Genomic DNA, 19,716 nt, shown 5'->3' with positions numbered 1-19,716 from the left:
ACCTTTTTTTCGGGCCTAGCTGTAGTGGCGAATGGTTTCAGGGCTGCCGGTCGGCAAGAAAGTCCCGGAACAGGGCTGCCGATTCCTCCGGCGCCTCCACCATCGGCGCATGGCCGATCTCTTCCAGAATCGCCTTGCGCGCGTTCGGGATGGCCTCGACAAAGACATCGGCGTTGCGGTAGTCAATCACCCGGTCGAGTTTGCCCCAGACCACCAGAACCGGCGCCTGGATGTTGGTGATGGCGTTGCGGAAATCCGGCTCGAAGCCGGTGTCTCGGATGGCCCGGAAAATGACTTCGTTGACTTCCCGGTTGGCGATGGCCTTTTCTTCCATCACGTCAAAGATCGGCCAGGGCACGAAAGGGCGTTTTTCCAGAGCGAAGTCCAGCAGGCGGTCGAAATCGCCTTCCCGTTTCGGGATCAGCGGGTTGTCGCCATCCATGACCAGTTCCACCAGCTCACTTTCATATTCGAAGATACCGGCAGGGTCGAACAGTACGGCTGTGTGAACCTGTTCTGGATGGGTGGCAGCGTAGAGGGCAGTGATGGCGCCGCCCATGGAGTTGCCCATCATGTGGAAGCGTTCCACCCCGAGCTCCTTCAGTATCTGGTGGACGTAATCTACCTGATCCTCAAAACGGTAGCCGATGTCCAGGGGTTTACTGCTGTCGCCATGGCCTGGCAGATCAAGGGCATAGATGTTGAACTCACCCTGGAACTCTTTGGCCAGACGGGTCCAGTTATCCTTGTTGGCGCCGAAGCCGTGAATCAGCACCAGGGTGTCACCATCAACCGGTTCTTCGCTGCGAAGATAGGCAATGTCCAGACTGCCAACGGTGACTTGCGCGGGCTCCAGGCCGGCGCTTGAGCGTTCCCAGCCAATGGCGTTTTCGTAGATGCTCTGGCGGGAGCAGGCGCTGACCAGCAGGGTAACGGTCAGCAGCAGGAACAGCTTGAGGGGGGGGCGGCGCACAGGGAACTCCTTTTCGTTATGACTATTGTTGAATGCCAACACTAACCCATAAAAAAGCCCGGTCAATGACCGGGCTGACGCTGTTACTCGGCGAGCCGGAGCCTCAGCTCTGCTCCCGGGCAATGGCCCGGTAGGCAATGTCGTTGCGGTAGAACATCCCGTTCCAGCTGATTTTCTTTGCCAGCTCATAGGCCCGTTGCTGGGCTTCGGTGACGGTGTTGCCCAGAGCGGTAGCGCAGAGCACGCGGCCCCCGGCAGTGACGACATCGTCGCCGTTGAGTTTGGTGCCGGCGTGGAAGACCTTCTCACCTTCTGTTTCACCGTCCGGCAGGCCGGAGATGACATCGCCCTTGTCGTAGCTGGCGGGATAGCCACCGGCAGCGAGTACAATGCCGACAGAGGCGCGTTCATCCCACTCGGAATCGCACGCGTCCAGCTTGCCATCCACGGCGGCCTGGCACAGTTCCACCAGATCTGACTTCATGCGCAGCATGATCGGCTGGGTTTCCGGATCGCCAAAGCGGCAGTTGAACTCAATGACCTTGGGTGCACCGCTGGTATCGATCATCAGGCCGGCGTACAGGAAACCCTTGTACGGGTGGCCCTCCGCCGCCATGCCGTTGACCGTGGGGTAGATTACCTCGTCCATGATCCGCTGGTGCACATCGGCAGTGACCACCGGGGCGGGGGAATAAGCTCCCATGCCACCGGTGTTGGGGCCGGTGTCGCCGTCGCCTACGCGCTTGTGGTCCTGGGACGTGGCCATGGCCAGTACGTTCTTGCCGTCGACCATCACGATGAAGGAGGCTTCTTCGCCGTCCAGAAACTCTTCCACCACCACGCGGCTGCCGGCATCGCCAAAGGCGTTGCCTGCGAGCATGTCGCGGATGGCATCTTCGGCTTCTGCCAGGGTCATGGCGACGATTACACCTTTACCGGCGGCCAGGCCGTCGGCTTTGACCACGATGGGTGCGCCTTTTTCACGCACGTAGGCGAGGGCCTCGTCGACATCGGTGAAATTGGCGTAGTCGGCGGTGGGAATCTTCTGGCGGGCCAGGAAGTCCTTGGTGAAGGCCTTGGAGCCTTCCAGCTGGGCGGCGCCAGCGCTGGGACCAAAGATGCGCAGGCCGCGGGCTTCAAATTTGTCCACCACGCCGGCCACCAGCGGGGCTTCCGGGCCAACGATGGTCAGGCCGACGTTGTTCTGCTCGGCGAAGTTGGCCAGGCCGTCCAGGTCCATGACGTCCAGGTCGACGTTTTCCAGATTCGGTTCCCGGGCGGTGCCGGCGTTACCCGGTGCGACAAACACTTTATCCGCTTGCGGTGACTGGGCGGCTTTCCACGCCAGGGCGTGCTCACGTCCGCCACTGCCAATAACCAGAATGTTCATGTGTTACTCCTGAGTTCTTTGATCAGTGACGGAAATGGCGCATGCCGGTGAAGACCATGGCGATGCCATGCTCGTTGGCGGCATCGATCACTTCCTGGTCGCGCATGGAGCCGCCGGGCTGAATCACGGCGGTAATGCCGGCTTCGGCCGCGGCGTCGATGCCGTCACGGAACGGGAAGAACGCATCCGAGGCCATGACGGAACCCTTCACTTCCAGGTTTTCGTCGGCGGCTTTGATGCCTGCAATCTTGGCGCTGTAGACGCGGCTCATCTGGCCGGCGCCGACGCCGATGGTGCGGCCGGCTTTGGCATAGACGATAGCGTTGGATTTAACGTACTTGGCCACTTCCCAGGCGAACAGCAGGTCGTTGAGTTCCTGTTCGGTGGGCTGGCGCTCGGTGACCACTTTCACGTCTTCCATAGCTACCATGCCCAGGTCACGATCCTGCACCAGCAGGCCACCGGTCACCCGCTTGTAGTCCATGGTCTGGGCGCGTTCACCGTCGAACTCGCCGCAGGCCAGCAGGCGTACATTCTTCTTGGCGGCCACAATCTCGACCGCTTCCGGCGCTACGCTCGGGGCGATGATCACTTCCACGAACTGACGGTTCACGATGGCTTTAGCCGTCGCCGCATCCAGTTCCCGGTTAAAGGCGATGATGCCACCAAAGGCAGATGTCGGGTCGGTGGCAAAGGCCAGGTCGTAGGCCTGCAGGATGTCGGCACCGATGGCCACGCCACAGGGGTTGGCGTGCTTGACGATGACACAGGCCGGGTCGGCAAAGGGTTTCACACATTCCAGCGCCGCATCGGTGTCCGCCACGTTGTTGTAGCTCAGTTCCTTGCCCTGAAGCTGTTTGGCGGTGGCCACACAGGCTTCCTTCGGGTGGCGCTCGGCGTAGAAGGCAGCGCGCTGGTGCGGGTTCTCGCCGTAACGCATGTCCTGAACCTTCACGAACTGGGCGTTGAAGGTGCGGGGGAAGTCGGCGTTGTCGTTATCCGGGGTACGGCCGCCCAGGTAGTTGGCGATGGCACCGTCATAACCGGCCGTGTGCTCGAAGGCCTTCACGGCCAGATCGAAGCGGGTGCTGTAGGTCAGCTCGCCGTCGTTGTCCGCCAGCTCTTTCAGAACCCGGCTGTAGTCGGAGGCGTTCACAACAATGGCGACATCGTTGTGGTTCTTGGCGGCGGCGCGAACCATGGTAGGGCCGCCGATGTCGATGTTCTCGATGGCGGTGGCCAGGTCGCAGTCCGGGTTGGCCACGGTGTCCTCGAACGGGTACAGGTTCACCACCACCATGTCGATGGGATTGATTCCGTGCTTAGCCATGACGGCATCGTCGGTGCCACGCCGGCCCAGAATGCCGCCGTGGATTTTCGGGTGCAGGGTTTTGACCCGGCCATCCATCATTTCCGGGAAACCGGTGTAATCGGACACTTCGGTGACCGGTACGTTGTTTTCCTTGAGCAGGCGGAAGGTTCCGCCGGTGGAGAGCAGCTCGACGCCGCGTTCGGTGAGGGCACGGCCGAAATCGACGATGCCGGTTTTATCACTCACGCTGATCAGGGCGCGACGGACGGGGGTGTTTGCCTGGTTTGCCATGGGTCACTTTCTTCGCTGGTCAGATAAGCCGGATTGTAAGCCTGGGTGCAAATAACAAGGGCCTCGCGAACGCATCCGGGAGGCCCTTGTGGGGTCAGGTCTGATTATAGCAGACCGTATTGCTTGAGTTTCTTGCGCAGGGTGCCGCGATTCAGCCCGAGCATGGTGGAGGCCTTGGTCTGGTTGTTGCGGGTGTATTTCATCACCTGCTCCAGCAGCGGGGCTTCCACTTCTGACAGTACCAGTTGGTACACGTCGGTAACCGGCGCGCCATCGAGTTGCTCAAAGTAGTTCTTCAGGGCAACTTCTACGCTGTCACGCAGAGTGACGCTGTTGCCGCTGTGGTTTACCGTGTGCAACTGATGCAGATCATCGTTGGCCGGGGTGCTTAGGGATTGATTTGCCAAAGTCTCAGCGGTCATGCTGCGAATACCTCTCCATTTCGTAAGCCTGCAAAATACTGTGCGATGCTGTCTTTCTGCTCCAGCGCATCATCGATGGCGTTGAAGCGTTGTCGGAACTGTTTGCTGTCATCATGGGACTGCAGATACCAGCCCACGTGTTTTCTGGCGATACGCACGCCCATCAATTCGCCGTAGAAACGGTGCAGTTCTTCCAGGTGCCCGGCCAGAATCCGCTCCACTTCATCCATGGGAGGTTGTGGCAGGTGCTCTCCGGTTTCCAGATAATGAAGAATCTCCCGGAAAATCCAGGGCCGGCCCTGGGCACCCCGGCCAATCAGCAAGCCGTCGGCACCGGTATGGCTGAGTACCTGCCGGGCCTTCTCCGGCGTGGTAATGTCGCCGTTGGCGAATACCGGAATGCCAACGCTGGCCTTGACCTCTGCGATGGTGTCGTACTCCGCGTCGCCGTTGTATTTGTCTGCGCGGGTACGGCCGTGTACGGCCAGAGCCTGAATGCCGGCATCTTCCGCCATCCTGGCGATGACCGGAGCATTGCGGTTGTCTCTGTCCCAGCCGGTTCGCATTTTCAGGGTCACCGGCACATCTACCGCCTTCACCACGGCTTCCAGAATTTCCCGCACCAGCTTCTCGTCTTTCATCAGGGCCGAACCGGCGGCCTTGTTGCAGACTTTCTTGGCCGGACATCCCATGTTGATGTCGATGATCTGAGCACCGAATTCAGCGTTTTGCCGGGCTGCATCGGCCAGCATCTCGGGGTCGCCGCCGGCGATCTGGACCGATCTGGGCTCCGGTTCGCCTTCGTGATTCAGGCGAGTCCGGGATTTACGCGTATGCCAGAGCTTGCTGTCCGCTATGACCATTTCCGATACCGCCAGCCCGGCCCCCATTCGCCGGCATAAAAGCCGGAAAGGGCGATCGGTTACACCGGCCATGGGTGCAACAATCAGCGGGTTGGGCAGGGTGTACGGCCCGATTTTTGCCGTTGGCAGCATGATCTGAGTCCGTGTCACAGCGGGTTAAGCAAAATTCGGTTGGAGCGGTTGTTCAATTTCTGACCGCTCCGGTCTCCGAAGGGCGGTAATGATACCGCCGGGGGCAAGCTGATTGAAGGGGCGAAAGCGTTAAAAAATTGATTATTTTTCGCGCTTTCTGGTTGACTTTTGCGCTGTCAACTGTCGGCCCGAAGGCTATTGATTCGCATCAAGGCGCCCAGGGACGAAAGCTCAGGTTGTAGTTGACGGCATCCCGTCCGGGGTCGCGTATCCGGATGGCGATCCGCACCGGCGTCTCTACCGGCATGCTGGCAAGTTCTGCGGCCTCACCGGCCAGGTACTCTTCTGGCGTAAAGGTGCTTTGGGCCACCACATCGCCATTGAGGTTGGAGAAGGTCAGAGCTATCGCCGGGAACGGCTGCTCAAAGCCGGCGCGGTTGAGAATCACGGCATCGACAATGAGTTGATCCCGGTTCTCCGGGTCGGTACGCACCACCAGTTTACGGCTCTGGATAGCCTCGACATTCACCAGGGGTTTGAGTTCGCATCCGGCAATCTCGCAGCCCTTCTCGTAGAACGGTCGGAGCTGGGGGATGGCAGAAAGCCGGTCAAACTGGTACCAGGTAACCTGGGCAATCAGTACGCCCAACAGGGACAGCACCGCCAGTGCCCAGAATACGGTTCTGAGCCGGCCTCCGCCGTTACCGACGGATACAGGATCCCGTCGCAGGTCATGGTAGAGGGTGTCTGGCGCCGCTTGCTTGCGGGTACGGCTGACAATCGGGTCGCCCACGCGATCGTCATCCGCCAGGCTGAGGTCCGTGATATCCGGTTCCGTGGACGGCTCCGCTGAAGAGGTCTCCTTGGCGGGTAGGGTTGTTTCATCGGACTCGCTGTCCTCACGGCGAAGCGGCTCCGGCCGTGTTTCGGCAGCAGGGGACGTCTGAGGCGATTCCTGTTCCGGTTCGGGCTGCGCCGGGGCAGGGCGCTGAGGCTTCGCTGATTCTGGCTGAGCCGATGGCTTCGCGGGCTCGTCGTCGTTGAGCATGGCTTCGGCCCAGCTCTCGTCGATATTCTGGTTTTCCGGCGTCAGGTCGTCGTCGCTGAAGCCGGATTCCTCGGGCTCGTCGAAATTGCGGAAGCTGTCGCTGAGCTCATCATCTGAGAACGTCAGTTTGCTGCCGGCATAGCGGCCTTCGGTGGCATCTTCCTCGGGGTTGTCCGCAAAGATCAGTTCCTCTTCATCGTCGAACCGGCCGGGCCTGGGTGCTCCGGTTTCAGAGCCAGATGATGAGGGCGACGGGCGGGCCCCAGCATTATCTTTGCCAGAGACCACCTGGTGTTCGACCGCATTGAAAATCTTCATGCAGTTCCCGCAGCGTACCTTGCCCCTGGCGACGCTCAGCTGTTCGTCTGTTACCCGGAAACGGGTCTCACAGTTGGGGCATTGGGTCTGCAGGCTGCTCTGGGTCATGCTTCGTTCCTGAAAGCTCGATCTCTGGTCGATCACTACGATGGAGGCAGTTTAGACATAAACGCCTGTGTCGTCATCCGTCCTTGCGCCGTCCTGTGAGGCGTATCCAGTCTTCTTTCTGTTCCGGTTCGTCCATGATGAACCAGGGCTCATAGGCTTCCATCACGTCACGGGCCTGATTGAACAGGATGCCGGACAGTACCAGATCCCCGCCGGGCCTGGTCAGTTCGGCCAGTCTCGGTGCCAGGCCGATCAGCGGCTGGGCAAGGATATTGGCCAACATGATATCGGCTCGGGTGTCCGGATCGTTGCCGGGCAGGTACAAATCCAGGCGGTTATCTTCAACGCCATTCCGGCGGGCGTTGTCACGGCTGGCTTCCAGGGCTTGGGGATCGGTATCGACGCCAACGACATGTTCTGCCCCCAGTAACAGGGCGGCCAGGCCCAGAATGCCGGAGCCACAACCGTAGTCGGTCACTTGCTTGCCCGCGACATCCTGGCCGTCAAGCCATTCCAGGCACAGCGCGGTGGTCGGGTGGGTGCCGGTGCCGAAAGCCAGGCCGGGGTCGAGCAACAGGTTGGCGGCGTCCGGGTCTGGCGCCTCGTGCCAGCTGGGCACAATCCACAGGCGTTCACCGAACTGCAGCGGGTGGAAGTCGTCCATCCAGGCCCGCTCCCAGTCCTTGTCTTCCACCAGGGTAACGTCAATGTCGGCCAAAGACTGTTGGGTCTGCTGGTGCCAGGCGTCGCGAATCTCCGCCAGTAACTGTTCGATATTGCGATCAGACTGGAACAGGCCAGTGACGGTGGTCTGGCTCCAGAGGGGGGTGGTGCCCGGGTCGGGCTCGTACAGCGGCTGGTCGGCGGCGTCTTCCATGGAAACGGCATCGGCGCCCATTTCCATTAACAGATCTTCCAGCTGATCCGCAGTGTCCGGATCAGCTGGAATCTGGAGTTGTATCCAGGGCATGGTTAATCCCGCATCAGTTTCTCAAGGTAGTGGATGGTGAAGTCTACCTGTTTAAAGCCACCATCGCGTACCAGTTTTCGATGCAGGGGTTGGTTGGTCTTGATGCCCTCGACCAGCATTTCGTCCAGCGCATTCTTCATGCGCCGGCGGGCGATCTCCCGGTCGTCGCCCCAGGTAATCAGTTTGGCCACCAGGGAATCGTAATACGGCGGTACGGTGTAGCCGCTGTAAAGGTGGGAATCCACGCGGATGCCGTTGCCGCCAGGAGCGTGGAAATGACTGATCTTGCCAGGGCTGGGCACGAAGGTTTTCGGGTCTTCGGCGTTGATCCGGCATTCAATGGCATGGCCGGAAATGTGGATCTGGTCCTGGCTGTATTGCAGTGGCAGACCGCTGGCAATACGCAGCTGCTCGCGCACAATGTCCACACCAGTGACCATCTCAGAGACCGGATGCTCAACCTGTACCCGCGTGTTCATTTCAATGAAGTAGAACTCGCCGTCCTGATACAGGAATTCGAAGGTGCCGGCGCCGACGTAGCCGATTTCCTTGCAGGCATCCACGCAGGCCTTGAGCGTTCGCTCGCGGGATTCCTGGTTGATGTTTGGCGCCGGCGCTTCTTCAATGACCTTCTGGTTGCGGCGCTGCATGGAGCAGTCCCGGTCACCCAGATGGATGACGTTGCCGTGCATGTCGGCCAGAACCTGGACTTCCACGTGGCGTGGGGTTTCCAGGAACTTCTCCAGATACACGGTGGGATCGCCGAAGGCATTCTTGGCTTCGCTCTGGGTGATCTGTACTGCTTTCAGCAGGGCGGCTTCAGAGTGCACCACCTGCATGCCTCGGCCACCACCACCAGAGGCCGCCTTGATCATCACCGGGTAGCCAATCTGCTTCGCCAGCTTGAGGGTGCGTTCGTCGTCGTCCGTCAGCGGGCCGTCGGAGCCGGGAACTGTGGGTACGCCGGCCTTTTTCATGGCTTCGATGGCGGACACCTTGTTACCCATCAGGCGGATGGTCTCTGCACGGGGGCCGATAAAGCGGAAACCGCTTTTCTCGACCTGCTCAGCGAAGTCGGCATTCTCGGCCAGGAAACCGTACCCGGGGTGGATGCCCACCGAATCGGTCACTTCAGCGGCGCTGATGATGGTCGGGATATTGAGGTAGCTGTCTGTGGCACTGTTTGGGCCAATGCAGACAGATTCGTCGGCAAGGCGAACGTGCATCAGGTCGCGGTCTACCTGGGAGTGTACCGCAACGGTTTTGATGCCCAGCTCCTTGCACGCGCGGAGAATACGCAGGGCGATTTCACCGCGGTTTGCGATCAGAACTTTTTCTAACATGGCCATGGTTAGCAATCACCGAATTCAGGAAATGACGACCAGGGGCTGGTCAAACTCAACCGGCTGGCCATTTTCGACCAGGATTTCGGTAACGGTACCGGCCTTGTCGGCTTCGATCTGGTTCATCATCTTCATGGCTTCAACAATACAGATCACGTCACCCACGTTAACTTTCTGGCCCACTTCAACAAAGGAGCTGGCGGTGGGGGACGGCGCACGGTAGAAAGTGCCAACCATCGGGGATTTCACGGCGTGCCCCGAGGGGGCTGCCGGAGCCGAGGATTCCGCAGCCGGGGCGGCATCAGCCGCGGGTGCCGGAGCCGGGGCAGCGGCCTGGGGGGCTGGTGCCGCGTAATGGCTGACGTAATGTCCACCGGCGGCGGGCTCGCGACGGCGGGAAATGCGAACCGAATCGTCGCCTTCCTGGATCTCCAGTTCTTCGACGTCTGATTCCTCAAGGAGCTCAATGAGTTTCTTGATTTTGCGAATATCCATAACTGTTCCAGTCCCGTTTCTGTGTTCTATCGGTGAATTCGTTGCAGGGCTGCCTTCAGGGCGAGATCGTAGCCCTGGCTGCCCAGCCCGCAGATAACGCCTTCGGCGATATCTGAAAAATAAGAGTGATGGCGGAAAGGTTCCCGCGCATGCACGTTTGAAAGATGCACTTCAATAAAGGGAATGCCCGACGCCAGCATGGCATCCCGAAGGGCCACGCTGGTGTGGGTGAAGGCGGCGGGATTGATGATGATGAAATCCACCCCTTCAGCCCTGGCTTCATGCACTCTTTCTATCAATTCATATTCCGCGTTTGACTGCAGGTGTAACAGATGATGGCCTTTCTCAGCCGCCTTGCTGCGCAAGCGGTCGTCTATATCGGCCAGGGTTTCGTGGCCATAGACCTCGGGCTCTCGGGTTCCGAGCATATTCAGGTTCGGGCCGTGGAGCACAAGAATGGTCGACATGGTTCTGTCTGCCTTGATGGTTTTTTAACAGGATCGCCGAAGATGACGGCACGTTACCCCAATGGTGCGTGCTTGTTATCCCCAGATCAACACTTTTTGACAATCCTGCCGGTTGTCCATTGCTCTGAAAAGGTTACACAGCAACCTGCTGTCACGCGATGACATTTCGTTGATGACAATCATTGTTGATCATGGCGGTGAATGTCGGTATTCGACATTGGTTTCATGGGCCGGGCGATTGCCCGGCCCGGAAGGTCAGGTCTCAGCCAGGGTCACGCAGTTGCGGCCGTGCTCCTTGGAGGTATACAGGGCGCGGTCTGCGCGCTCGCACAGGGCCTGGGCGGTTTCACCCTGCCAGTCGGCAATACCGCAACTGAAGGTGACATTGAATTCCCGGTCGCCGGCCTGCTGGGTGAGCTCGGAGAAGCGCTCACGAATTTCGTTGAGGACATTGCGGGCATCGCCCGGGCGGGTGTTCGGCAGGATGATGGCGAACTCTTCTCCACCGTAGCGGCCAATATGATCGGTCTTGCGCAGACGTTGTTTCAGGAACATGGACAGGCTGCGCAGAATCCGGTCGCCAATCGGGTGGCCAAAGGTGTCGTTTACCTTCTTGAAGAAGTCGATATCGATCATGGCAAAGCACATGGGCTGATCTTTCTGGCGCGCACGCACGATTTCCTGCTCCAGCAGATGCAGGGTGTGGGTGTGATTGAACAGGCCGGTCAGGCTGTCGCGGATCATCAGTGCCAGCAGTGAGCGGGCCCGCCGACCCCGGTTGTGCAGGGTCGCAATCAGGTGCTTGGGATCGATGGGCTTGGTCAGGAAGTCGTCACCGCCCAGGCTCATGGCGTGCAGCTGTTTGCTGACGTCCTCTTCCGCCGACAGGTAAATGATGGGAACACTGTGGAAACGATCCTGCTGGCGGATGACACGGGCAATCTCCATGCCGGTGCAGCCGGGCATGTACATGTCCAGGATGATGATTTCTGGTGAGAACTCCTCCAGGGCATGAATGATCTGCATCGGATCGGTGATGATGTGAGCGGTCATTCCCGCCTTTTTCAATACCGTTTCCATGTATTTGGCCTGGGCCCGGGAATCGTCCAGGACCAGCACCTTGTAGGGCTCGACAGTGTTGCCGTGGGTATAGGTTTCGATTTTTTCAATCAGCTGGCCAGGATCCACCGCCGGGTAAAAGAATTCCTCCCCGCCACAGCGTGAGGCCCGTAACCGGGTTTCAATGCTGCCATCCTCGTCGCTGACAAAAATGATGGGGATCGGAGTGTCGTGTTGCTCCTGTAACTGTTCCACGGTCGCAATGCCGTCATTATCTCTGCCGCCGAAGCTTACATCCATCAGGATGGTTTCCGGTTTGCTGAGCGCACAGGCCTCAATCAGGCCTGCTGATGCACTGAAGGCGGAAGCGCGAAAACCGAAAAATTCCAGTTGCCGGATCAGTCGTGAGGCCATCTCTTCGTTCGACAGGGCGATATAAACTGGCGTGCGACGATACTGCTGGGGTGCGCTGGAAGTGTCCTGGTCGGTGCGGCGCTGGGTGGATAGGCGCAGGTTTTCGGTGGCATCTTCCAGGGCCTTGGCTTTGGCATCGTCCAGGGGGGTGTCCTGATGCCAGTCGGTCAACAGGGACAGGATCAGCTCGCCGGCAGCCGCGTGGCTGTCCATTTCGAAACGCCGGGCATAACGAACGAGTTTGTCGGCTGCGGCGGTCAGATCGTCCCGGTGGGCTGGCGCCTGACTGCGGTCGTCGCGGATTTTCTGCCAGGTATCAAGCACCACCCGGGCCTGGGTGGTGACACGGCGGGCGAAATGCTGCCTGAGTTTCTCTTTCTGGCTTTCGTCGTTCATGGTGCTCCGGCCTGTCTGTCCAATTGTTGATCGCGATATCCGTCTGCGCGAATTTTTGCCATTTATGAGTTATACAGAGGCTTTATGGTCCTTGTGTAGAGTCTATAGTGTTTAATGTTGTGGGCGTAGGTTGCGCTATGTAAATGTTTGTCAACTCTGCGGCCCGGGTCACAGCTAACCTGATACTCGTTTCTCTGATGGAGCCCCGATGTGATGGCAGGGATGCTCGACAACTTTTATAACCGCAGGCAGCGAGGGGAAATTACCTTGCAGACCTTGCTGTTGCTATTCGCTGGCACTCTGCTGACGCTCACGCTGGTGGTTGCGTTCGTGACCAGCTATGGCTATTTCCGGGACTATGTTGCCGATCAGCTGGCGGCTCATGCTCGCGATGGAGCCACTGCAACCGGGCTTTCGCTGTCCAATGCCATTGACGGCGCTGACCCGGTCGCCTCGGCGTCACTGATCGATGCGGTGTTCGACAGTGGCCGCTATCTGGCGGTTGAGTACCTGGGGCACGATGGCGAGGTGATTGCCGGTCGGCGCATGCCACTGCAGGCTAATCGTGCACCGGAGTGGTTTGTCTCCCTGGCTGCGCTGCCCTTGCCGGAGGCGGAAGCGGAGGTGGTCAGGGGCTGGAGCCGGTTGGGTAAGGTGCGTGTGGTGAGTCATCCGGGCCGGGCCTATGACGATCTCTGGCGTATTACCCTGGGGTTGGTGCTGTCCGCCCTGGTGATCGACATTGGAGGTTTACTGGGGCTGTTTCTGCTACTCCGGCGGACATTGAAGCCTCTGAAAGAGGTGGAGGTCCAGGCGCGGGCCCTTGGCCAGCGGGATTTCCGGAAGCGAGTGAGTATTCGCTCCACCCGGGAGCTGAACCGGGTGACGGAAGCCATGAACCAGATGGCGGATGATCTGGGCCAGTTGTTCGAGGGGCAAGGCAAGCTTATCCAGCATTTGCGGCGTGTGAACAATGAAGATCCGGTGACGGGATTGGCAAGCCGCAGCGCCTTTGACCAGCGCATGAAGGTGGAAGTGGAATCGGAAGAGAAATCGGCGCCCGGTGTTCTGATCATGCTCCAGTTGGCTTACTTCGCGGATTATAATCTGGCCTATGGCCGGGACGAGGGGGACCGATTGCTGCGCCAGGTTGCTGCCGGTATCCGTGCCTTTGTCGCCCGCCATGCTGAATCCTTCGCCGGGCGCAGAACCGGCGCGGAATTCGCCGTGTTTGTGCCCGGGGCTTCGGCAGCGGATGTGCGTATCTGGGCCGAGCAGCTGGTGCAGGAGTTGGATGGAATTTACTCCGACCTTTCCGCCCCGATGGATGCCCATGTGCATGCGGGCCTGGCGGTGGCGAGGCCCGATGAAGGTGTCAGAGCCTTGTTGGCCGCCGCTGATGAAGCCCTCAGGACCGCTCAACAACGGGAGGAGTCCTGCAGTCTGTTGCTTCCCGATTCCGGCGTTGAGAACCACCATAATATGGAGACCTGGCGAACCATTATTGCTCAGGCGATTCGGGAAGATAACCTGTCGCTCTGGCTCCAGCCAATGGTGCAGGGTGACGATCAGTCACTGGTCCATTATCAGGTGTTCTCCCGTATTGAGTCTGCAGAAGGGCCGCTGAAAGCCGGTTTGTTTGTGCCCATGGCCGAGCGATTGGGGCTGGTGAGCGATATCGACCGTATGCTGCTTACCCGGGCGCTGGAGTGTCTTGAACACCACCCGGAACGACGGCTGGCGGTATCACTGGGTAGTAATTCGATCGCGTCTGATAGCTTCCGTGACGATCTGCTGACCATGGTTACCCGGGCGGGGCGCACAGCCGGGCGCTTGTGGGTCGGTATTGCCGAAGTGACCATTCAGCATCACCGCAAAGCCGTCAGCTCTCTGGTAAGAGAGTTGTCGCGGCTTGGTGTACCGGTGCTGGTTGACCGGTTCGGCGTGGGCGGCGTGCCATTCAGTTATCTCAAGCGGCTGCCGTTCAGGGCCGTTCGGATTGATCACAGCTTCATCCACAACCTGGACCGTCATGATGAAAACCGGTTCTGGCTGGAGTCGGTTGTGGGTATTGCCCATAGTCGGGGGGTGAAGGTGTACGCTACGGGAGTAGAAACCGCGGCGGAATACTCGGTACTCTGTAGACTGGGTATTGACGGCGCCATGGGCTACCATCTTGGCAGACCATTTGCCGCAGACACGTAATCAACAGGAGATCAGGAGTCTTATGCCTGGCAAGATCAGACAGTACTTCAGGGACAAGAAAGACGATGTGCAGGATTACACCGGCGGTAGCGGTGTCATTGGCAAGTTGGTGGTTGCCTTGCTGGTGGTCTACCTGCTGATTGCGATGGTTCTGGGTATCTACTGGAGCAGTGAGCCAGATACCTTTTCTGTACGTGATCACACCCGTACGCTGGCAAGCACCATGGATAGGGAGCCGGTGACCGGTTTTGCCACCACCGCCACCATGATCCGTATTGCCGAGACATTGCTGGATAAGCCCGGCGGTTATATTTCCAACGACATCGCGCCTCCCGGTCTTTGGATGGACAATATGCCGAACTGGGAATATGGCGTGCTCGTGCAGTTGCGGGATCTTTCCCGGGCGATGCGTAAGGATATCAGTCGTTCCCAGAGCCAGTCAGCGGAAGACCCGGATCTGACCATTGCAGAGCCCCAGTTCCACTTTGACAGTGAAAGCTGGGCCATTCCATCGACCGAGAACGAGTACCGGCGTGGCATCAATGCGCTCAAGCGCTATTTGAATCGCCTGTCTGATCCGGCCCAGGCGGACGCCCAGTTTTTTGCCCGGGCGGATAACCTGAACAACTGGCTGGCGGATCTGGAAACCCGGCTGGGCAGCTTGTCCCGTACGCTCAGCGAGAGCGTGGGCAAGGCGTCGGTGTCGGATGCCGTGGCTAATCTGAATCCGGATGATCCTCTGGCGGAAGAGACCGGTGGCGAGGATGTCAAAACCTCGTGGACCAAAATTGATGATGTCTTTTACGAGGCGCGAGGCAGTGCCTGGGCGTTGCTGCATATTTTCCGGGCGGTGGAAGTGGACTTCCGGAAGGTGTTGCAGGACAAGAACGCCATGGCGAGCGTAAAGCAGATCATTATCGAACTGGAGGGCACCCAGGCTTCCATGTGGAGTCCGGTGATTCTCAATGGCAGTGGTTTCGGTGTGCTGGCCAACCATTCGTTGACCATGGCGGCTTATCTGTCACGGGCGAATGCTGCGATCAGTGATATGCGGGACCTGTTGTCGCGGGGCTGATAAGCGCCGTTGTCTGAGCTTTGGCTCAGGCACAAAAAAGCCGGGCAGTCGTTAGACTTGCCCGGCTTTTTTATGTTCGAAGCGTGATCAGCCCTTGTAGGCGTTGATGGCGTCTTCGATAGCTTTCTTGGCGGCTGCAGCGTTGTCCCAGCCCTGCACTTTCACCCACTTGCCGGGTTCCAGAGTCTTGTAGTTCTCGAAGAAGTGACGGATCTGATCACGCAGCAGTTCCGGCAGGTCTTCGATTTCACGAACGTTGTGGTAGGTCTGGGTCAGCTTGTCGTGGGGCACGGCCACCAGTTTGGCATCACCACCGGCTTCGTCTTCCATGTTCAGTACGCCTACCGGGCGGCAACGAATAACCGAGCCAGCCTGCACCGGGTACGGGGTGACCACCAGGACGTCCAGTGGGTCGCCGTCGTCGGCCAGGGTGTGGGGGATGAAGCCGTAGTTGGCCGGGTAGAACATCGGAGTGGCCATGAAACGGTCAACCAGCAGGGCGCCCATGTCCTTATCCAGTTCGTACTTGACCGGAGAGCTGTTGGCCGGGATTTCGATGGCAACGTAGATGTCTTCTGGCGGGTTCTTGCCAGCGGGGATGTTGTCGAATTGCATGTGCGATCCTTCCTGGTACGTTAGGGTTCGTTTAACTGCGTTTAAAAAGTGGGCGCAATTATACGGAAGTCTCTTGCCATTCGAAACTAAACCTTGGTCACAGCCTGATCTGTTTGGCAATCAGCTCCTTCATGATTTCCGTGGTGCCGCCGCCAATGGACAGAATCTTGGCATCCCGGTACAGCCGCTCCACCACCGACTCCCGCATATAGCCCATACCACCAAACAGCTGTACCGCCTCGCGGGTGACTTTTTCGCACACGTCCACGGCGAAGTTCTTGGCCATAGCCACCTGTTTAATGGGGTTTTTCCCGGCCTGCATCAGTGCGGCACAGCGGTAGGTGTATTCCCGGGCGATGTCGATCTGGGTGGCCATGTCAACGAGTTTGTGGCGGGTGACCTGAAAGCCGGCAACGGGGCGGCCGAAGGCCTGGCGTTGTCTGGTGTAATCCAGAGCGGCTTCGTAGGCGATCTGGGCGGTCATGTAGGCCATGACGGACAGGCTCAGGCGTTCAGCCAGGAAGTTGCTCATGATGGCGATAAAGCCTGCGTTTTCGGCGCCGATCAGGCGGTCGGCCGGTACCCGGCAGTCCTCGAAGAAGAGCTCGGCGGTGTCGCTGGCCCACCAGCCCATTTTCCGGAGTTTGTTGCCGGTGGTGAAGCCTGGTGTGCCTTTGTCGATCAGCAACAGGCTGATGCCGCCGTGGCCTTCGCCCCCGGTGCGCACGGCGACGGTGTAATGGTCGGCGCGGATGCCGCTGGTGATGAAGGTTTTGCTCCCGTTGACGATGTAGTGGTCGCCGTCTTTTACGGCACGGGTTTTCAGGTTGGCGACGTCGGAGCCGCCACCGGGTTCGGTCACGGCCAGGGCGGCGATTTTGTCGCCGCGCAGGACGGGCGGCACGATCTGTTCGCGAATGTCTTGTTTTGCCCACTTGGCCACCGGCGGCAGGCCGATATCCAGGGAGCCGATACTGGCCACGAAGCCGCCAGAGGTGGATCGCATCAGTTCCTCGGAAACTGCGACTTTCATAAAGATATCGCCTTCACCGATGCCGCCCAGAGTTTCAGGGAAGCCGATGCCCAGGAGTCCGGCGTCGCCGGCGAGTTTATAGATTTCACGGGGGAATTCACCGGCTTCTTCCCAGTCGTCAATATGGGGCCGTACGTGGGTCTCAATGAATTTCCGGGCGGTTTGGCGCACCTGTTCATGGGTTTCGTTGAAGTAGTCAGACACGGATTGGCTCCCTGTGTTCTTGTTTTGCGATGAGGTGAGTGTCGCGCAATCCCGGTCACCAAGCAAGCGCTTGGTTTGGGTTTGTTCCGGCAATAAAAAAGCTGGCCCGAATGGCCAGCTTGTCAGGCGGAGTGCCTTACAGGGGTTTATGCACCGCGGGCAATGCTTTTCACCCCGTCACGTGTGCCGAGTAGCAGCAGGTCGGCCGGGCGGCGGGCGAACAGTCCGTTGGTGACCACGCCGACAATGTTATTGAGCTTTTCTTCCACTACCAGCGGGCGGGAGATATCCAGGTTGTGGATGTCGATGATGATGTTGCCGTTGTCAGTGACAAAACCGTCCCGGTAAACCGGGTCGCCCCCGAGTTTTACAATCTCGCGGCCGACATGGCTGCGGGCCATGGGGATAACTTCCACGGGCAGCGGGAATTCGCCCAGGATGCCGACTTTCTTGGACTCATCGGCGATGCAGATAAAGGTCTTGGCGACGGCAGCTACGATCTTCTCCCGGGTCAGGGCACCGCCACCGCCTTTGATCAGTTCCAGGCTTTCATTGGTTTCGTCGGCACCGTCGACGTAAAACTCGATTTCGTTGACGGCGTTGAGGTCATACACCGGGATGCCGTGTTTTTTCAGCCGTTCAGCGGTCGCCTCGGAGCTTGCGACGGCACCGTCGAAGTCGTTGCGGTACTCGGCCAGGTAGTCGATGAAAAAGTTGGCGGTGCTGCCGGTGCCCACCCCGACAATGCTGCTCGGTTCCAGGTGAGGGGCGATGTGATCCACTGCAGCTTTGGCAACGGCTTGTTTCAGTTCGTCCTGGGTCATGGGGGGGCTCCCGGAGGTTTGCGTTGAATTTGGGCACTATTATACGCCTGCAGCAACTCTGCTTATAGACGGCAAGCGTGCAAACTTTCTACACTGTGGGTTTTTCCTGATCACTCACCAGCAACCGGAATCATCATGCCGCAACGCTATATCAAGAAGATACTCGATGCGCGCGTCTACGACGTGGCCATCGAAACACCCCTGACTGAAGCCCGTAGTCTTTCCAAGCGCTTTGGCAACAATATTATGCTCAAGCGTGAAGACCTTCAGCCGGTGTTTTCCTTCAAGATTCGCGGCGCCTACAACCGGATTGCTCAGCTGTCGGAAGAACAAAAGGCCAAGGGAGTTATCTGCGCCTCCGCTGGCAATCATGCCCAGGGCGTGGCTCTGGCCGCCAAGAAGCTGGGCATCAAAGCCGTTATCGTGATGCCGCAGACGACCCCGGAGATCAAGGTACGCTCAGTTCGCGACCACGGTGCCAGAGTGGTTCTCAAGGGTGATGCTTTTGATGAGGCTGCGGCCCACGCTCAGGAGCTGATCCAGAAACACGGGTACACCTACATCCCGCCCTACGACGACCCGGACGTTATCGCCGGTCAGGGCACTGTAGCCATGGAAATCATGTGGCAGTTCAGCAAGCCGATTCATGCCATCTTCATCTGTGTCGGTGGCGGCGGGCTGATTGCCGGCATGGCCGCTTACATCAAGTACCTGCGCCCGGAAATCAAAGTGATCGGTGTGGAGCCGGAAGACTCCAACTGCCTGCAGGCGGCGATGAAGGCCGGTGAGCGTGTGGTGCTGGATGAGGTGGGCATCTTCGCCGATGGCGTGGCGGTCAAACAGATCGGTAAGTATCCCTGGGAAATCTGCAAGGATCACGTAGATGAAGTGATCACAGTGTCCACGGATGAGATCTGTGCGGCCATCAAGGATGTGTTTGAAGATACTCGTTCCATTGCCGAACCGGCAGGCGCTCTGGGTGTGGCGGGTATCAAGAAGTACATCGAGCGGGAAAAGATCGAGGATGAAAACCTGATCGCCACCCTCAGTGGTGCCAATATGAACTTCGACCGACTGCGCTATGTGTCCGAGCGCACCGAAGTGGGAGAGAGGCGCGAGGCGATTCTGGCGGTAACGATCCCGGAGAAACCGGGCGCGTTCAAAACGTTCATCAATGCGCTGCACAAGCGCAGTATCACCGAGTTCAACTACCGCTATGCGGATGCTCAGAACGCCACCATTTTCGTGGGGATCCAGATTGCCGCTGGCGGACATGGCCGGGAAGAACTGGTGCAGGATCTTCGGGAAAGCGGCTACTCGGTGGTCGACCTTACCGACAGCGACCTGGCCAAGCAGCATATTCGCCATATGGTCGGGGGCCATGCGCCGACGATTACCAATGAAAAGGTGTTCCAGTTTGAATTTCCCGAGCGCCCGGGAGCTTTGTTGAAGTTTCTGATGTCGCTGGGAACGCGCTGGAATATTTCCATGTTCCACTACCGCAATCATGGTGCGGCCTACAGCCGGGTGCTACTGGGCGCTCAGGTTGAGGACAATGAGGTGGCGGACTTTGAGAGGATGCTCGACAAGGTTGGCTTTCGTTATGAAAACATGACTGACAATGAGGCTTATCGGCTGTTTTTGGGAGCAGGCAACGGGCGTTCCACCTGAGGGTGGAGCGCCACAACTCTTACATAACGGTAATCTGTCAAAAATTGTAAAAATCAAGTTACGTGTTAGTCTTTCGTCTAATTCTGCG

17 protein-coding genes are annotated in these 19,716 nt (G+C 58.8%); 3 read left to right on the top strand and 14 right to left on the bottom strand.

Going from position 1 to position 19,716, the window contains the following annotated elements; all coding sequences use genetic code 11:
- Positions 1-37: 37 nt before the first annotated feature.
- The 11 genes from ACF8YQ_RS15890 to ACF8YQ_RS15840 form a co-directional block, all read right to left on the bottom strand.
- Positions 38-973, bottom strand: a complete 936-nt coding sequence (locus ACF8YQ_RS15890; protein ID WP_396621952.1) for an alpha/beta fold hydrolase — start codon at positions 971-973, stop codon at positions 38-40.
- Between the two features lie 103 nt (positions 974-1,076).
- Positions 1,077-2,363 (bottom strand): phosphoribosylamine--glycine ligase, encoded by a 1,287-nt coding sequence (gene purD / locus ACF8YQ_RS15885; RefSeq protein WP_014422718.1) that lies wholly within the window; start codon positions 2,361-2,363, stop codon positions 1,077-1,079.
- A gap of 22 nt (positions 2,364-2,385) precedes the next feature.
- Positions 2,386-3,966 carry a bifunctional phosphoribosylaminoimidazolecarboxamide formyltransferase/IMP cyclohydrolase gene (purH, locus tag ACF8YQ_RS15880; protein WP_396621951.1) on the bottom strand — a complete coding sequence of 527 codons (1,581 nt, stop codon included), beginning with the start codon at positions 3,964-3,966 and terminating at the stop codon, positions 2,386-2,388.
- A gap of 104 nt (positions 3,967-4,070) precedes the next feature.
- Positions 4,071-4,388, bottom strand: a complete 318-nt coding sequence (gene fis / locus ACF8YQ_RS15875; protein WP_011786861.1) for a DNA-binding transcriptional regulator Fis — start codon at positions 4,386-4,388, stop codon at positions 4,071-4,073.
- Positions 4,385-5,383 (bottom strand): tRNA dihydrouridine synthase DusB, encoded by a 999-nt coding sequence (dusB, locus tag ACF8YQ_RS15870; RefSeq protein WP_011786860.1) that lies wholly within the window; start codon positions 5,381-5,383, stop codon positions 4,385-4,387. Before dusB ends, fis begins: the two co-directional genes overlap by 4 nt.
- Positions 5,384-5,591: 208 nt before the next feature.
- Positions 5,592-6,857, bottom strand: coding sequence for a DUF3426 domain-containing protein (locus tag ACF8YQ_RS15865; RefSeq protein ID WP_222448642.1), 1,266 nt, complete (start codon positions 6,855-6,857; stop codon positions 5,592-5,594).
- 73 nt (positions 6,858-6,930) lie between these two features.
- Positions 6,931-7,827 (bottom strand): 50S ribosomal protein L11 methyltransferase, encoded by an 897-nt coding sequence (gene prmA, locus ACF8YQ_RS15860; RefSeq protein ID WP_022993098.1) that lies wholly within the window; start codon positions 7,825-7,827, stop codon positions 6,931-6,933.
- A 2-nt stretch (positions 7,828-7,829) separates the two neighbouring features.
- On the bottom strand, positions 7,830-9,176 hold the full coding sequence (gene accC / locus ACF8YQ_RS15855) for an acetyl-CoA carboxylase biotin carboxylase subunit (RefSeq protein ID WP_011786857.1): 1,347 nt from the start codon (positions 9,174-9,176) through the stop codon (positions 7,830-7,832).
- An 18-nt stretch (positions 9,177-9,194) separates the two neighbouring features.
- Positions 9,195-9,665, bottom strand: coding sequence for an acetyl-CoA carboxylase biotin carboxyl carrier protein (accB, locus tag ACF8YQ_RS15850; protein WP_121207727.1), 471 nt, complete (start codon positions 9,663-9,665; stop codon positions 9,195-9,197).
- 26 nt (positions 9,666-9,691) lie between these two features.
- Positions 9,692-10,132: a type II 3-dehydroquinate dehydratase gene (gene aroQ, locus ACF8YQ_RS15845; protein ID WP_011786855.1), complete on the bottom strand. Its 441-nt coding sequence runs from the start codon at positions 10,130-10,132 to the stop codon at positions 9,692-9,694.
- Positions 10,133-10,387: 255 nt separating this feature from the next.
- The gene (locus ACF8YQ_RS15840) at positions 10,388-12,001 is read right to left on the bottom strand and encodes a diguanylate cyclase (RefSeq protein ID WP_226595933.1); all 1,614 of its coding nucleotides are present in this window, start codon (positions 11,999-12,001) and stop codon (positions 10,388-10,390) included.
- A gap of 213 nt (positions 12,002-12,214) precedes the next feature.
- Between ACF8YQ_RS15840 and ACF8YQ_RS15835 the strand changes: the two genes are divergently transcribed.
- A complete protein-coding gene (locus ACF8YQ_RS15835; RefSeq protein WP_396621950.1) occupies positions 12,215-14,206 on the top strand; it encodes an EAL domain-containing protein in 1,992 nt (663 codons plus the stop codon).
- Positions 14,207-14,228: 22 nt separating this feature from the next.
- Positions 14,229-15,281: a DUF2333 family protein gene (locus tag ACF8YQ_RS15830; RefSeq protein ID WP_011786852.1), complete on the top strand. Its 1,053-nt coding sequence runs from the start codon at positions 14,229-14,231 to the stop codon at positions 15,279-15,281.
- An 87-nt stretch (positions 15,282-15,368) separates the two neighbouring features.
- Here the strand turns inward: ACF8YQ_RS15830 and ppa are convergent, their stop codons facing one another.
- The 3 genes from ppa to rpiA form a co-directional block, all read right to left on the bottom strand.
- Entirely contained in the window at positions 15,369-15,896 is a 528-nt protein-coding gene (gene ppa / locus ACF8YQ_RS15825; protein WP_014422707.1) for an inorganic diphosphatase, read from the bottom strand.
- A 97-nt stretch (positions 15,897-15,993) separates the two neighbouring features.
- A complete protein-coding gene (locus ACF8YQ_RS15820; protein ID WP_014422706.1) occupies positions 15,994-17,133 on the bottom strand; it encodes an acyl-CoA dehydrogenase family protein in 1,140 nt (379 codons plus the stop codon).
- A gap of 146 nt (positions 17,134-17,279) precedes the next feature.
- Positions 17,280-17,957, bottom strand: a complete 678-nt coding sequence (gene rpiA, locus ACF8YQ_RS15815; protein WP_396621949.1) for a ribose-5-phosphate isomerase RpiA — start codon at positions 17,955-17,957, stop codon at positions 17,280-17,282.
- 135 nt (positions 17,958-18,092) lie between these two features.
- Between rpiA and ilvA the strand changes: the two genes are divergently transcribed.
- Positions 18,093-19,628: a threonine ammonia-lyase, biosynthetic gene (gene ilvA, locus ACF8YQ_RS15810; protein ID WP_219194283.1), complete on the top strand. Its 1,536-nt coding sequence runs from the start codon at positions 18,093-18,095 to the stop codon at positions 19,626-19,628.
- Positions 19,629-19,716: the final 88 nt, after the last annotated feature.

The sequence above is a fragment of the Marinobacter sp. W-8 genome (assembly GCF_044342215.1).
Taxonomy (GTDB): domain Bacteria; phylum Pseudomonadota; class Gammaproteobacteria; order Pseudomonadales; family Oleiphilaceae; genus Marinobacter; species Marinobacter nauticus.
Note: the sequence above shows the minus strand (reverse complement) of the source record. Positions and strands in the feature narration are given on the sequence as shown.

Bases quoted from the DNA above. Each gene is read 5' to 3' on its own strand.
- purH (WP_396621951.1), bottom strand. From the start codon at position 3,966: ATGGCAAACCAGGCAAACACCCCCGTCCGTCGCGCCCTGATCAGCGTG.
- aroQ (WP_011786855.1), bottom strand. From the start codon at position 10,132: ATGTCGACCATTCTTGTGCTCCACGGCCCGAACCTGAATATGCTCGGA.
- ACF8YQ_RS15830 (WP_011786852.1), top strand. From the start codon at position 14,229: ATGCCTGGCAAGATCAGACAGTACTTCAGGGACAAGAAAGACGATGTG.
- dusB (WP_011786860.1), bottom strand. From the start codon at position 5,383: ATGCTGCCAACGGCAAAAATCGGGCCGTACACCCTGCCCAACCCGCTG.
- accC (WP_011786857.1), bottom strand. From the start codon at position 9,176: ATGGCCATGTTAGAAAAAGTTCTGATCGCAAACCGCGGTGAAATCGCC.
- ilvA (WP_219194283.1), top strand. From the start codon at position 18,093: ATGCCGCAACGCTATATCAAGAAGATACTCGATGCGCGCGTCTACGAC.
- ACF8YQ_RS15840 (WP_226595933.1), bottom strand. From the start codon at position 12,001: ATGAACGACGAAAGCCAGAAAGAGAAACTCAGGCAGCATTTCGCCCGC.
- fis (WP_011786861.1), bottom strand. From the start codon at position 4,388: ATGACCGCTGAGACTTTGGCAAATCAATCCCTAAGCACCCCGGCCAAC.
- accB (WP_121207727.1), bottom strand. From the start codon at position 9,665: ATGGATATTCGCAAAATCAAGAAACTCATTGAGCTCCTTGAGGAATCA.
- prmA (WP_022993098.1), bottom strand. From the start codon at position 7,827: ATGCCCTGGATACAACTCCAGATTCCAGCTGATCCGGACACTGCGGAT.
- ACF8YQ_RS15835 (WP_396621950.1), top strand. From the start codon at position 12,215: ATGGCAGGGATGCTCGACAACTTTTATAACCGCAGGCAGCGAGGGGAA.
- ppa (WP_014422707.1), bottom strand. From the start codon at position 15,896: ATGCAATTCGACAACATCCCCGCTGGCAAGAACCCGCCAGAAGACATC.
- rpiA (WP_396621949.1), bottom strand. From the start codon at position 17,957: ATGACCCAGGACGAACTGAAACAAGCCGTTGCCAAAGCTGCAGTGGAT.
- purD (WP_014422718.1), bottom strand. From the start codon at position 2,363: ATGAACATTCTGGTTATTGGCAGTGGCGGACGTGAGCACGCCCTGGCG.
- ACF8YQ_RS15865 (WP_222448642.1), bottom strand. From the start codon at position 6,857: ATGACCCAGAGCAGCCTGCAGACCCAATGCCCCAACTGTGAGACCCGT.